Origin of the sequence: Emticicia sp. SJ17W-69 (assembly GCF_051209875.1) — a bacterium.
Taxonomy (GTDB): Bacteria; Bacteroidota; Bacteroidia; order Cytophagales; family Spirosomataceae; genus Emticicia.
In genome coordinates this window covers 3,457,160-3,470,912 of record NZ_JBNTQY010000001.1, presented here as the reverse complement: position 1 = coordinate 3,470,912, position 13,753 = coordinate 3,457,160, and the positions used below count along the sequence as shown (strand labels likewise).

Below are 13,753 nucleotides of genomic sequence, written 5' to 3'. Positions count from 1 at the left end.
TGTGAATCTACAATAAAAGTCTTATGAGAAAATATACATTCACAGCACTGATAATAACGCTTTTACAAGCTACCGCATTTGCTCAAACAAATACAGTTGATTTACTTATAAAAGATGCAAGTATTATCAATATTAGCACAGGAAAAGTTGCTGATAATCAGGTAATTGCAGTAAAAAATGGAGAAATTATTAATGTTGGCACGGCAAATACATTATCAAAATATAAAGCAAAACAAACGATTTCTGCCAAAGGTAAATTTGTTATGCCAGCATTATGGGATATGCACGTACATTTTGGTGGAGGAGATAGTTTGATTCAAGAAAATAAAGATTTACTCAATCTTTATATCGCCAATGGAATTACTGCGGTGCGAGATGCTGCGGCCGATATTACACCAAGTGTATTGGAATGGCGAAAAGGAGTGAACGAAGGCAAACTTTTAGGGCCAACGATTTTTACTTCTGGCCCTAAGTTGGAGGGTTATAAATCTATTTGGCAAGGCGATATTGAAGTGGGGACAATGGATGAAGTAAATAAAGCTCTGGATTCATTACAAAAAATTAAAGTTGATTTTGTAAAAATTACCGATAATACAATCAAGCCCGAAATATATTTGGGAAGTATCAAAGAAGCAGGTAGAAGAGGTTATAAAACTTCAGCTCATATTCCTCCAGTTTTTACGATTGGACAGGTGAGTGAAGCGGGCTTGAGTAGCATCGAACATATTTCTTATTTATTAAGAGCAGGTTTAAAAAATGAAAAAGAATTAACCGAACAAGTTGCTAATGGCATACTCCCTGCTCGTGAATTGTCATTAAAAGCAATCAATGAATTTGATGAAGCCACTGCGGAAGCGACATTCAAAATTTTAGCCAAAAACAAAACTGCCGTAACTCCCACATTATCAATAAGTTATGCTACTGCATTTTTGGATGTAAATGATCATAAAAATGATGCTTTTTTGAAATATATTGGGCCTGGTTTACGTAAAACTTATGATTGGAGAGTACAAAGAGCCGCTAAAGACACAAAAGAAGCAATTGAAATTCGTCATAGAACCATCGAAAAAGCAGCTTCTTTACTGCCATTGTTGTGGCGTTCGGGTGTGAAAATTTTGGCAGGAACTGATGCTGGTTATTTGAATAGTTTTGATTATCCAGGTTTAGGATTACACCAAGAATTGGAATTAATGGTCAAGAATGGACTTACACCTTTGCAAGCATTACAAGCTTCAATCATTAATGGCCCTGAGTTTTTGAATAAATCTGATCAATACGGAAGTATTTCTATTGGTAAAAAAGCAGATATTTTGATTTTGAATGAAAATCCACTTCTCAATATTTCGGCAACTCAACAAATTCATGCTTTAGTTGTACATGGGAAATTAATGGATAGAAAACAATTAGATGCTCTATTGACAGTTAAAGAGTAATTTTTTTTAATTCACTTAGCAATATGTGGACTAAACTAAGTTTTGAATTCCCAAAATACCGTCAAAAAATTTCAGGATACCAATTGTCAAATCTATTAATTTATCCTTTTTCCATTAATAGCCAAAATAATTATTTAATTCAATGACTTTCCTTGTTAAGCCAGAAACTAATGCACATTTTTAGGCGTTTTAGAAGTATTGAATCAATCAAATGAGAAAATGAAAATAGCAATTATTGGGACGGGCAATGTAGGCGGAGCTTTGGCAACTAAATGGGCCAATGCAGGTCATCAAATTTTATTGGGAGTGCGAGATGTACAAAACTTTAAGGGCAAGGAATTGCTCATTAATCCGAATACTTCAGTTTATACAATTCAAGAGGCTGTCATTCAATCGGATGTGGTTTTAATCGCAACACCAGCTCCTTTGGCGGTGGAAGTCGTAAAATCTTTGGGCGACACCACTGATAAAGTAATTATTGATAGCATGAATATTGTGATGGGGCGTGGCCCTCTTGGATTTTCAAATACAACCGATGCTATTTTGGCAAATACAAATTCAAGAGATGTTGTAAAATGTTTTAATACAACGGGTTTCAATAATATGCTCGAACCCAATTATGGAGATATTGCCATTGATGCTTTTGTGGCAGGAGATTCAGAAAAAGGCAAGAAAATTGCCCAACAATTGGCATTAGATGCAGGCTTTGCCAATTGTTATAGCATTGGTGGAAATGATAAATTTCAATTGATGGAACAGTTTGCTTTCTTTTGGATTAACTTGGCAATGTTTCAAGGACAAGGCCGTGAGATTGGCTTCAAACTTTTAAAAAGACAATAAACTTTTGAAGGAAAGATAATAAAATCATCATTCCTTCAATTTTATTTAATTCTTCAATCTTTTTAATTTGTCCAAATCTAAAATTGTAATTTTCCCAGACTCGATTTCGATTAATTTTTCATCTTTAAAGTCAGAAAGGGTACGGATGGCTGTTTCGAGTGAAGTTCCTGCCACATTCGATAAATCTTCACGGCTTATCTTCATTTGATTTGTAGGCGTACCTTCTTTGGTTAAATGGCTATAGAATTTTAGTAATGCCTCAGAAATACGTTTTCTTACCGAATTATATGCTAACTTTAATAATTGGTCTTCGTTGGTTTTGATATTTTTTGAAAGTAATTGAATGAATTTTTGTGCAACTTGGCGATTACGAAGCACCAAATTATAAAAATCATTCTTTGGAATCAAGCATATTTCACAATCTTCCATTGCCGCTGCCGATTCATTATAATTGCTTTCTTGCAATAAATCAACATATCCAAGATAATCGTTTTTATCGTAAATATTGATAATCAATTCTTTTCCATCATCATTTGTTTTGAAAGTTTTGATTTTTCCTTTTACCACACAAAACAAATAGAGTGGATAATCTCCTTCACGATAAATCTCACTTTTCTTTTTATAATTTCTTACTTCACGGCTTTCAAGTAGTTTTTTTAGCTCTTGGTCACCACCTGCATCACTAATTAGCTCATCAAGACCAGTTAAGTCTTTCGAATAGTTTTTTTGTAATAATTCAACTTTTTTTAGACGACTTTCAATGGCATTGAGTAGTTCAACATCATCAAAAGGCTTCGTGATATAATCATCTGCTCCCATTTCCATTCCTTTTCTAAAATCAGAACGGTCGGCTTTAGCTGTTAGGAAAATAAATGGAATATTGGCAGTATCGGGCGTTTTTGAGAGCAAATGAAGCACACTATAGCCATCCATAATCGGCATCATGATGTCGCAAATGATTAAATCAGGTTTTTCAAGATGGGCTTTTTCTACACCGACTCTTCCATTTTCGGCAGTAATTACCTCATAATCAGCCAAATCAAGTATTTCAGCGGTATTTTCACGAATTTCTGTATTATCTTCTATAAGTAATATTTTCTTCATTATTCTTAAAAATTTCGGTGTAAATGGATATAAAATGTGGTACCTTCATTTTCCTTACTTTCAAATTGAATGGTACCTTTGAGTAAATTTATATAATGTGCAACAATACTTAAACCAAGTCCAGTTCCTTGAATTTCACCAGCGTTTCTCGACCTAAAAAAACGTTCAAATAAATGTTTTTGATCTGCTTCAGGAATGCCTATCCCTCGATCTTTTACACTGATAATTAATGTATTTTCGTCTAATTTTACATCAATATTGATGGTACTTTCCTCTGGCGAAAATTTTATGGCATTGGAAACCAAATTGATGAGAATGTTTCGGATTAATGTTTTATCAAGAGTCACCATACAGTTGCCATTATCGGCACATGAAAGTTCGATTCTTTGACTCTTTTTGGCAATACCTTGTAATTCTTGCCTGATTCCATCAATCAAGTCATGCAAATTAAATTGTTCGATATTGAGCATAACTTTACCCTCTTCGAGTTTATTCAAAGAAAGAAAATCATTCAAAATTTCAGTCAGGTTTCTAACCGATGATTTTATTCGATTGATATGTTTGTTGCGTTTTTCGTCTTCTTTTAGGTCAGAATATTTTTCAACTAAAGAAAGCGAAGATAATACCGTTGCCAAAGGTGTGCGAAACTCATGTGAAGCAATCGAAATAAATCTTGATTTCATCGAATTAACTTCACGCTCTCTTTTCAATGAATTATCAAGTTCATCTTTGGTTTGTTCTAATTTTTGAATCGCTTCTTTCAAAATCATCGTGCGTTCCTCAACTTCTCTTTCAAGCTCTGATTTATACGCAATCAATTGGTTTTCTGCTTTTTTTCTGATACTAATGTCAATGATAAAAGCAATAACAAAACTTCCTTGACTATTGGTATATGGACTTAAACTCACTTCAACCGGGAATTCACTATTGTCTTTTCGTTTGGCAAATAAATCAAAATTTGCCCCCATCGATCGAGCGTGAGGGTTGCTTTGAAAGCTTGTTCGATGATTCATATGCCTTTCCTTCAAACGATTAGGAATCAACATCTCGATGGTTTGATTAATAAACTCGCTTGCATTATATCCAAACATCACTTCTGTACTTGGATTTACTCTAATAATTTTACCCTGATTATCGGTGATAAGAATAGCTTCAGTGGCATATTGAAATATCGCCTCTACTTGATTCAGCATGTCATTTTCAGCAATTGAAATATTGGTTACAATCATTGGGCAAGTTAGTAAAATGATGATAAGCTAAAATATGACATTAATCAGGATTTTCAAAATAAGTTGATAAAGAAGCGTGAATATGATTTTTAAAATGCTTCACTCGTTCAATATCATATCAATATATGACAAAAGTCATAATAATCAACCTCAAAATAGGCAAAATTTGTACGGTTGAAAATGAACACAAAAATCAATATTTCAATGAAAACTATAGTCTTTGCAACTGATTTTTCGAAAGGATCACGAAAAGCAGCTTTAACAGCTGCTCAAATTGCTATCAAAGCTAAGGCAAAGTTAGTAATTTTTCATGCCTTTAGATACATTTTACCTTATGAATCTGAGTTGAGTGAAGTATCTATTACTTCGAAGGAATTACAAAAACATAGTTTGTTTGTAATGAAACGTCTGAAAACAAGATTGCTTAAAAAGTTTTCTGAAAAATTAGATATTGAATTACAAGTAAAAGAAGGTTTGGTCATTGATGTTTTGAAGCAAATGTTGGAAGAATCCCAAGCTGATTTATTAGTAATGGGTAGTGTGGGTGATGCTCCTGTAGGAGCTAAGTATTTTGGTAGTATTGCCACTGCAATGATTCATCAAACCAAAACCCCAATTTTATTGGTACCACCCAAAACTAAGTATTCCTTTTTTAGTAATGCTGTTTTAGGACTTGATTTTTTCTATGAACTTAATACACAAAGCTTGCAGAAAGCTGTCAGTTTATTGCGAGATTTTGATGCGGCAGTGAATATCATTACGATTGCTGAAGAATCTGCTGAAGCAAAAGCTAATGGACTGAAAGTGAGAGAAATGTTAAAGAATGTGCCTCACACATTTTCGGTAATTGAGGGTGATAATTTTAAGAAGTTAGCTTTAAAATTTGCCAAAGATAACCATGCTGATTTGATCATTACATTTCCTAAAAAGCACAATTTCTTTGAAAGAATTTTTACCGAAAGTAATACCGAGCGTCTAGCTTTCAATGATGAGATTCCAATTTTAGCTGTCGTTTGATTTTTTAAAAGTATATCCTATGGAACTATTTGTAGATGTCAACATGACAGCATCAGACTTGATAAAACAATTCAATAGTATTTATCCATTTTTACGCCTCGAAATTTATTATAAAGGTGAAGAAATGGGTGCGGTTAATAACCGACGTCTATTGAAGGATATAGTCAATAAAAAAATAGTGGAGAATTTTTTTATTACCCCAGAAATGAAGGTAATACAAGTGGAAGAGTTGTTTTGGGAAAATATGGGTTTACAAATATCAATATTCAGAAAATCTGGTAAAACATGGCTCGAATCATCCTTTACAAATTATTGGTCGCTCGAAAGACAAAACGGTTTAGGTAAAGAAATGAATGATTTTATGAATATTGAGACTAAAAGAATGGTAATATGAATCATACAATAGAGATTGAAGAAAAACTACTTTGTTATCACTGTGGCGATGAATGTGCCGATGAGTCAATTACGGTTGAAGATAAACATTTTTGTTGTCATGGTTGCCAAACTGTCTATGAAATTTTACAAGATAATAACCTTTGTGGCTATTATGATCTGAACTCAAATGCTGGAATAAGCCTAAAAGCAAAGAACTTTGAAGGTAAGTATAGTTACCTAAATGATAATGTTATTGTTTCTCAATTGCTTGATTATCAGTCGGATAACTTATCGAAAGTGACATTTTATATTCCTGCTGTACATTGCAGTTCGTGTGTTTGGTTATTAGAAAATTTCAATAAAATTAGAAAAGGTGTTATTACTTCACGTTTGAATTTTTTGAAAAAAGAATTGTCACTCAGTTATAATCCAGCCGAAGTCGGTCTTCAAGAAATTGTTGAACTTTTGGCAACGCTTGGATATGAACCATTACTTAATTTAGAAAGTACAACAAAACCACAAAAAGTTAATGCTCAGCAACGTTCTCTTATTTTAAAAATTGGTGTTGTAGGATTCTGTATGGGAAATATCATGATGATGAGTTTTCCAGAGTATTTTCATCTTGATCTCAAAAACAACATAGACGCAACGTATCAAAAGTTCTTTTTATACTTCAATTTTGTTCTTTCCTTACCAGTTTTTTTCTATGGAGCTTATGACTATTTGAATGGAGCTTACATTTCGATTCGTGAAAACATTAACAAAACAACCAATGTTTTTAGTGTTGATATTCCGATTGCAGTAGCTATTATAACACTTTATGGAAGAAGCATTTACGAAACTTTTATCAACCATTCTTCTGGTTATTATGATAGTTTAGCAGGTTTAATTTTTTTCCTTTTGGTTGGAAAATGGATGCAGCAAATAACCTATAATTATCTTTCTTTTGAACGAAACTACAAATCATACTTTCCTTTAGCTGTAAAAGTTTTGAGAGACCAATCTGAGCGTTTTTTGAATGTAATGGAGCTTAAAAAAGGTGACACAATTTTCATCCATCACCAAGAATTAATTCCTGCAGATGCTCTCATTAGTAAAGGTAAAGCCATGATTGACTACAGTTTTGTCACAGGCGAAACCGATCCTGTGAGCAAAAAAGTAGGCGAAATGATTTATGCAGGTGGACGACAAATAGGGGAGGGAATCGAACTGGTGGTACAAAAACCTGTTTCGCAAAGTTATTTAACTCAACTTTGGAACAATGAAGCTTTCCTCAAAGAAAAAGTAATGCCAACGACCGAATTAGCGAACCTATTTAGTAAATACTTTACAATCATTACGTTTCTGATTGCTTCATTTGCTGGTATTTATTGGGCATTTGTTGAACCAAGTCTATTTTGGAATTCGGTGACAGCTGTTTTAATGGTAGCATGCCCTTGTGCATTGACACTTTCAATGCCATTTACAATGTCGGCTACAATGGCAATCTTTGGAAGGAATAAATTTTATGTAAAAAATCAAGGTGTGATTCAATTATTGAATGAAGTAAATGAAATTGTTTTTGATAAAACAGGCACTTTAACTGAAAGTAATTCAGAAAAAATCCAATTCGTTGGCACAGCTAATCTTAGTGAATTTGAACAAAAATTAGTAAAAACACTTTGCTCTCAATCAATGCACCCTTTGAGTAAAATGATTGCAAAATCTATCACTTTACAAGATTTTTCACCTCTTAGAATTGATTATTTCCAAGAATTTCAAGGAGAAGGTATTGAAGCAAGTATTGACGGAAATTTAGTTAGAATTGGGAAAAGAGGATTTATTCAATCAGCTAATAAGTTGCAAGAAATCAATCATACGCATGCTTTAATTGAAATTAATGGACTTTATATTGGATATTTTGTTATACAAACTGCTTACCGCACGAATTGGCAAAATACCTTGACAAAATTGAATAAACAATTTCGATTGTTTTTACTATCTGGAGATAATGATGCAGATAGAGAAAAATTGGCTCCTTATTTTCAAAAAAACTCCCTATTCTTTAAGCAAAAACCACAAGATAAACTTAATTTTATTAGCAAAGAACAGAAAGCAGGAAACCATGTTTTGATGATTGGCGATGGCTTGAATGATGCTGGAGCTTTACGACAAAGTGATGTTGGGATTGCTATTAGTGAAGATATTAAAGTATTTTCACCTGCTTGCGATGCTATTTTGGATGCTTCAAAATTTAGTCAATTATCAGATTTTTTGAAATTTAGCAAAACCTCACTCAATATAGTAAAAGCCAGTTTTATTTTGTCTTTAGTTTATAATTTTATCGGTATTGGGTGGGCAGTCACGGGGCAACTCTCACCTGTTTTAGCTGCCATTTTTATGCCTTTGAGTTCGCTTTCAGTAGTACTTTTTGCTGTTGGTTTAACGCATTTATTTGCTTATTTTAGAAAATTATAATAGTAGAACAACAGAGTCGGCGGTCCGATTTCAAACTTGTTCCATAATCAGTATATATTTTTTCAATATAGTGAACAAGTTGGAAACTTGTTCTACAAAACAAATAATTTATGAATATCATATTGTTTTTAGCCATAGCTGCCATAACTGTAGCAGGAGGTTTTTTAGGAGCGTTTATTTGGGCAACAAAGGATGGTCAATATGATGATACATACACACCATCTGTTAGAATGTTATTTGATCATACGCCAAAGGAAAAAGAAGTTGGCTCAAAAGATGTTTAAAATCATGTTTTGAATTGCTCACAGTCAGATAAATTTCTTGCCATTTAAATTTACTTTGTTTCAAAATTAAGCCAATTTTATGAAACAAACGAAGAAAAGATGTCTTATACTTAAAACATCTGTAATATTAATTCTTTCTAATTTTCTTTTTTCAAGTAGAACTCAAGCTCAACCAAGTGCATTTTTGAATGTCCCTGAAATTCAATTTTTTAAGAATAAAAATGACATCATCACAGTCAAAAATGTAAAATATACAGAGTATTATAAAGAATATGATTGCAAATGGGAAACAACTCACGCAGTCGTAGGTGGTATAAAAGATACAACTGCACAAAACTATATCAATGATTGGTTATCAGGAATGACCTTTTTTGGTACTTGTGATGGTGATAAAGAATGTTTTGATATTGCTTCATTTCATTATTTTTATAAAATGACTTATGTAACCTATGTTCAGAACGATTTATTCGGCTTTTTTCTGAAAACAGGTAATTGTAAAAATGATGACAAGCCATGTTGCGAAAATCAAGACTGGGAATTATATGACTTGAAACAAAAAAGATTTTTATTAGAAGCGGATATTTTCAAACAAGATACAAAATCTCAAAATACATTATTTAGCTTAATTGCAAATAGAGTTGAACAAAAACACTTAAAACTTGTGCCAGATTGGAAAGCATTCGACCGACAAATTGGATTGGAGCGAAAACAAAGTGGTATTTTATATCTGGTTGTTTATTTACTTGAAGATGTAGTTGGTGTAAATAAAGGTCTAAAACTTGAATTTTCCGCTGAAGAAATCTTACCTACCTTAAAACCCGAAATAGCTAAGCGTATTTTTAAATAATTGCCTATTTTTTACCACACCTCGAACACTGTTTATCAATAATCTGACTTCTCTCATATTGTAATCAATCGTTTGTCATTCTTTCTTGGCATTGGGGTTTCTACATTTGTTTCATTAATTAATCAAACATTTCCAATGAAAAAGATTCTGCTTCCGACCGATTTTTCTAAAGCATCTGAAAAAGCGATTCATTATGCTTTAGCATTATTTAGTGATACAGCTTGTGAATTTACATTTCTTAATACTTACGGCACCACTGCTCAACCTGAAATTGCTCTGTATGTTTTAGATGATCTGAGAGTCAATGCAGAAAATTTAATGAAAGGTTTTTTGCAAGGAATTAAGCAGTTTGACAATGAATCAATCCATACTTATAAAACTGAGTTTATGCCTGTTTCGCCAGCGAGTGCGATTGAAATTTTGAATCAAACCAACCATTATGATTTGGTTGTAATTGGTGCCAGCGGTATTGGGAATAACTTGTTTTTTGGAAGTGTGGCTACTGATGTGATAAGAAATGTTCAAACTAATACACTTGTCATTCCATCAAATGCGATGATAAATACTGTGAAAAATGTTGTTTTAGCAGTTGATTATGGACAAGTGAGCGAGTTTGCGGTATTTAAAAATCTAAAAGAGTTGCTTACTCGTAAGGATGCTAAACTTACTTTTTTAACGGTTTTGAAAAACACTCAAACACCCGAGCAATTGGATGGTTTAGCAAAATTTGAGTATCATAATTACTTTGATAATATTGAAACTGAAGATTTTTATATTAAAAATGAAGATGTTGAAAAAGGAATCAAAGAGTTTTTGGAGTTTCATAGAGCCGATTTATTGGTAATGTTATCTCGCCATCATACATTTTTTGATGTGATTTTTAATAGAAGTACTACAAGAAAATTTGCTTTCCACCCAACAGTGCCTCTTTTGAGCATCTATGATAAGGTAAATGAAGAAGCTATTGACGAGGCAGAGGTTGTTACATTTTAATGATTAGTATTCAGCGATTAGCTTTTAGTAGTTAGATTAGATTTTGACTGTTGGAAATTAGTAGATTCAAAATCAATTGAGGCTTCTCGTTCATATTTATAAATTATATAATGCAATGAAGACATCAAAAATATATCAATTAAATCATGCTCATTTCGAGCATAAGCTCTGGAGAAATGAACTAGAAAGTATTGCTCAAGAATCCAATTTTTTCTTAAAAATTTTGGATGAGTATAAAATACTTACTTTAAATAATTCACATCAGTCATTGATAGTTGCTGAGTTTGTTAATCAATTTCATCATTACCAACGACTCATTAATCGTTTAATTCAAGAACTATCCGCGATTGAACGAGAACTTGCACAAGGAGTACTTAATGATAAACTTTTTGATAGTGAATTAAAGAAAGATCATCAATACCTGAATGAAGAGATGATTTATTTTGAATCAGATTACAGAGCAACAAAAGTAAAGTTCCGTGAATTTATTGCTTCGCAAGAAGAAGTGCCTATACTTAATTGATAGTATGATTTCTATCATATTTTTAGCAGACCTCAATCATGTTTTTGATTGGGGTCTGCTTGTAATTTTACAGCATGATAACGATTGAAAGTGTTGTAAATCTCTCATTATCAGTCTAATAGAATTTTTACTATCTACCATAAACCAAATCATATGCGATTATTTGCCAAACCTTTTTTTAATAGTGACTCTCAATCGGGGGGTGGGGGGTCATTAGAGGGCTTTTACTATGACAATAAAGTAGTGAAAGCCTTTATGATTGCTGCCGTAATTTTTGGAGTTGTCGGAATGTTGGTAGGCCTTACGGCTGCAACCCAACTTTTTTGGCCAACGGCTAATTTCGGAATTCCATATACAACTTTCGGACGTATTCGCCCACTACATACCAATGCAATCATTTTCGCTTTTGTGGGCAATGCCATGTTTGCAGGGGTTTATTATTCAATGCCCAGGTTATTAAAAACCGCAATGTTTAACCGATTTTTAAGTTGGACTCATTTTTGGGGTTGGCAATTAATTATCGTTGCTGCTGCACTTTCATTACCATTAGGATTGACAACTGGTAAAGAATATGCAGAGTTAGAATGGCCGATTGATATTGCAATTGCCTTAATATGGGTAGTTTTTGGTATCAATATGATCGGTACAATTATCAAGCGTCGTGAACGTCACATGTATGTAGCGGTTTGGTTTTATATTGCTACTTTCATTACTGTTGCCATGCTTCATATTGTTAATTCATTTGAATTACCAATTTCATGGACAAAAAGTTATTCACTTTATGCTGGCGTGCAAGATGCTCTTGTACAATGGTGGTATGGACATAATGCGGTTGCATTTTTCTTGACAACACCATTTTTAGGTTTAATGTATTATTTCATGCCTAAAGCTGCTAATCGCCCAGTTTTCTCTTACAAACTTTCGATTATTCACTTCTGGTCACTTATTTTCCTATATATATGGGCTGGGCCTCACCACTTACTTTATTCTTCTTTGCCTGATTGGGCTCAGAGTTTAGGTACAGTTTTCTCAATTATGCTGATTGCTCCATCTTGGGGTGGTATGTTGAATGGTCTCTTAACACTTCGTGGTGCTTGGGATAGAGTTCGTGAAGACCCAGTTTTAAAATTCTTTGTTGTGGCTGTTACTGCTTATGGTATGGCTACATTTGAAGGTCCATTGTTATCATTAAAAAATGTAAACGCCATCTCTCACTTTACCGATTGGACAATTGCACACGTACACGTAGGTGGTTTAGGTTGGAATGGATTCATGATTTTCGGTATGCTTTACTGGATGGTACCAAGAATGTGGAAAACAAAAATATACTCCATTTCTTTAGCTAATACACACTTTTGGGTAGGAACACTTGGAATTTTGTTTTGGACGCTGCCAATGTATTGGGCTGGTTTTACACAAAGTTTGATGTGGAAAGAATTTACAAAAGAAGGGTTTTTGGCTTACCCTAACTTCCTTGAAACTGTAACACAAATCGTTCCTTTATATGCGATGCGTGCCTTTGGGGGGTTGTTGTATTTGGTTGGTACTTTCATCATGATTTATAATTTAATCAAAACAGCAGGGCAAGGAAGTTTTGTAGCTGATGAATATGATGAAGCTCCAGCATTGGTGAAAAACGTAACAATTGCAGGCGAAGGTTGGCACGCAGTGATAGAACGTAAACCAGTTATGTTTATGATTTTAGCCTTGGTTGCTGTTATCATTGGTGGTGTAGTTGAATTTGTTCCAACGTGGTTGGTCGAATCTAATATTCCGACTATTGCTTCTGTAAAACCTTATACTCCACTTGAATTGGAAGGTCGTGATATTTATATCCGTGAAGGATGTTATACTTGTCACTCACAAATGATTCGACCATTCCGTTCGGAAACCGAGCGTTATGGAGAATATTCAAAAGCGGGAGAATTTGTTTATGACCATCCATTCCAATGGGGTTCAAAACGTACTGGTCCAGATTTGCACCGTATTGGAGGAAAGTACCCTGATAGTTGGCACTACAACCACATGATGGATCCACAAACAATGTCTCCAGGTTCAATTATGCCTACTTATCCTTGGTTATTATCAGATAAGTACAGTAAAAATCAGTTGCCAGATAAAATTAATGCCATGCGTAAATTGGGTGTACCTTACCCAGAAGGTTTTGAAGATGAGGCAATTGCCAAAGCAGAAGAACAAGCCAATGGTATTGTGAAATCTTTAGCAGATGCTAAAATCAAAGCAAATCCTGATAGAGAAATCATCGCCTTGATTGCCTACTTACAGCGTATGGGTACTGATATCAAAAAAGAACAAACAGCAGCTAAATAAAAATAAACCCATCCAACTCTCCAAAATGAGTAAGTCTGTAAAAAAACTTCTCAAAAGGAGGGTTGGAGAGGGGTTCAAAACAAATAAAACAATGTTTAAAAACGCATTATCCAGCATAGATGGCGTATCAGTTTTCCCCATCTTTTCATTAATTGTATTTTTTGTATTTTTTACTGCTTTGGGTTTTTGGGTTTTTAAAGCTGATAAAAAGTATGTAAAATACATGGAAAACCTGCCTTTTGACAAAGAAAAATAGGTTTTCTATAAAGGTCTGATAAATAATAAAAATCGACCATTGACTAAAAATATTTTATCAATCA

Annotated in this window: 13 protein-coding genes; 11 read left to right on the top strand and 2 right to left on the bottom strand. The window is 33.5% G+C overall.

Annotation, left to right across the window (positions count from 1 at the left end):
- Positions 1-23: 23 nt before the first annotated feature.
- Together ACQUQZ_RS14155 and ACQUQZ_RS14150 are read left to right on the top strand one after the other, a co-directional pair.
- Complete coding sequence (locus ACQUQZ_RS14155) at positions 24-1,433, top strand: amidohydrolase family protein (RefSeq protein ID WP_435355653.1); 1,410 nt, start codon at positions 24-26, stop codon at positions 1,431-1,433.
- A gap of 219 nt (positions 1,434-1,652) precedes the next feature.
- Complete coding sequence (locus tag ACQUQZ_RS14150; protein ID WP_435355652.1) at positions 1,653-2,273, top strand: NADPH-dependent F420 reductase; 621 nt, start codon at positions 1,653-1,655, stop codon at positions 2,271-2,273.
- A gap of 45 nt (positions 2,274-2,318) precedes the next feature.
- Here the strand turns inward: ACQUQZ_RS14150 and ACQUQZ_RS14145 are convergent, their stop codons facing one another.
- Complete coding sequence (locus ACQUQZ_RS14145; protein WP_435355651.1) at positions 2,319-3,377, bottom strand: response regulator; 1,059 nt, start codon at positions 3,375-3,377, stop codon at positions 2,319-2,321.
- A gap of 5 nt (positions 3,378-3,382) precedes the next feature.
- Entirely contained in the window at positions 3,383-4,606 is a 1,224-nt protein-coding gene (locus tag ACQUQZ_RS14140; RefSeq protein ID WP_435355650.1) for an ATP-binding protein, read from the bottom strand.
- A 204-nt stretch (positions 4,607-4,810) separates the two neighbouring features.
- Between ACQUQZ_RS14140 and ACQUQZ_RS14135 the strand changes: the two genes are divergently transcribed.
- The 9 genes from ACQUQZ_RS14135 (at position 4,811) to ACQUQZ_RS14095 (ending at position 13,689) form a co-directional block, all read left to right on the top strand.
- On the top strand, positions 4,811-5,623 hold the full coding sequence (locus ACQUQZ_RS14135; RefSeq protein WP_435355649.1) for a universal stress protein: 813 nt from the start codon (positions 4,811-4,813) through the stop codon (positions 5,621-5,623).
- Positions 5,624-5,642: 19 nt separating this feature from the next.
- Positions 5,643-6,017, top strand: a complete 375-nt coding sequence (locus ACQUQZ_RS14130) for a hypothetical protein (protein ID WP_435355648.1) — start codon at positions 5,643-5,645, stop codon at positions 6,015-6,017.
- Complete coding sequence (locus tag ACQUQZ_RS14125) at positions 6,014-8,455, top strand: heavy metal translocating P-type ATPase (RefSeq protein WP_435355647.1); 2,442 nt, start codon at positions 6,014-6,016, stop codon at positions 8,453-8,455. Before ACQUQZ_RS14130 ends, ACQUQZ_RS14125 begins: the two co-directional genes overlap by 4 nt.
- 110 nt (positions 8,456-8,565) lie before the next feature.
- On the top strand, positions 8,566-8,739 hold the full coding sequence (gene ccoS / locus ACQUQZ_RS14120) for a cbb3-type cytochrome oxidase assembly protein CcoS (protein WP_435355646.1): 174 nt from the start codon (positions 8,566-8,568) through the stop codon (positions 8,737-8,739).
- A 79-nt stretch (positions 8,740-8,818) separates the two neighbouring features.
- Positions 8,819-9,586 (top strand): hypothetical protein, encoded by a 768-nt coding sequence (locus tag ACQUQZ_RS14115; protein WP_435355645.1) that lies wholly within the window; start codon positions 8,819-8,821, stop codon positions 9,584-9,586.
- A 135-nt stretch (positions 9,587-9,721) separates the two neighbouring features.
- Positions 9,722-10,579 carry a universal stress protein gene (locus ACQUQZ_RS14110; RefSeq protein WP_435355644.1) on the top strand — a complete coding sequence of 286 codons (858 nt, stop codon included), beginning with the start codon at positions 9,722-9,724 and terminating at the stop codon, positions 10,577-10,579.
- Positions 10,580-10,694: 115 nt separating this feature from the next.
- The gene (locus ACQUQZ_RS14105; protein ID WP_435355643.1) at positions 10,695-11,102 is read left to right on the top strand and encodes a hypothetical protein; all 408 of its coding nucleotides are present in this window, start codon (positions 10,695-10,697) and stop codon (positions 11,100-11,102) included.
- A gap of 153 nt (positions 11,103-11,255) precedes the next feature.
- On the top strand, positions 11,256-13,433 hold the full coding sequence (ccoN, locus tag ACQUQZ_RS14100; RefSeq protein WP_435355642.1) for a cytochrome-c oxidase, cbb3-type subunit I: 2,178 nt from the start codon (positions 11,256-11,258) through the stop codon (positions 13,431-13,433).
- A 91-nt stretch (positions 13,434-13,524) separates the two neighbouring features.
- Entirely contained in the window at positions 13,525-13,689 is a 165-nt protein-coding gene (locus tag ACQUQZ_RS14095) for a CcoQ/FixQ family Cbb3-type cytochrome c oxidase assembly chaperone (RefSeq protein ID WP_435355641.1), read from the top strand.
- The last annotated feature ends 64 nt before the right edge of the window (positions 13,690-13,753 follow it).

Coding starts and splice junctions, on each gene's coding strand:
- ACQUQZ_RS14095 (WP_435355641.1), top strand. CDS start 13,525: ATGTTTAAAAACGCATTATCCAGCATAGATGGCGTATCAGTTTTCCCC.
- ACQUQZ_RS14155 (WP_435355653.1), top strand. CDS start 24: ATGAGAAAATATACATTCACAGCACTGATAATAACGCTTTTACAAGCT.
- ACQUQZ_RS14125 (WP_435355647.1), top strand. CDS start 6,014: ATGAATCATACAATAGAGATTGAAGAAAAACTACTTTGTTATCACTGT.
- ACQUQZ_RS14135 (WP_435355649.1), top strand. CDS start 4,811: ATGAAAACTATAGTCTTTGCAACTGATTTTTCGAAAGGATCACGAAAA.
- ACQUQZ_RS14140 (WP_435355650.1), bottom strand. CDS start 4,606: ATGATTGTAACCAATATTTCAATTGCTGAAAATGACATGCTGAATCAA.
- ACQUQZ_RS14150 (WP_435355652.1), top strand. CDS start 1,653: ATGAAAATAGCAATTATTGGGACGGGCAATGTAGGCGGAGCTTTGGCA.
- ACQUQZ_RS14145 (WP_435355651.1), bottom strand. CDS start 3,377: ATGAAGAAAATATTACTTATAGAAGATAATACAGAAATTCGTGAAAAT.
- ACQUQZ_RS14105 (WP_435355643.1), top strand. CDS start 10,695: ATGAAGACATCAAAAATATATCAATTAAATCATGCTCATTTCGAGCAT.
- ccoS (WP_435355646.1), top strand. CDS start 8,566: ATGAATATCATATTGTTTTTAGCCATAGCTGCCATAACTGTAGCAGGA.
- ACQUQZ_RS14130 (WP_435355648.1), top strand. CDS start 5,643: ATGGAACTATTTGTAGATGTCAACATGACAGCATCAGACTTGATAAAA.
- ccoN (WP_435355642.1), top strand. CDS start 11,256: ATGCGATTATTTGCCAAACCTTTTTTTAATAGTGACTCTCAATCGGGG.
- ACQUQZ_RS14110 (WP_435355644.1), top strand. CDS start 9,722: ATGAAAAAGATTCTGCTTCCGACCGATTTTTCTAAAGCATCTGAAAAA.
- ACQUQZ_RS14115 (WP_435355645.1), top strand. CDS start 8,819: ATGAAACAAACGAAGAAAAGATGTCTTATACTTAAAACATCTGTAATA.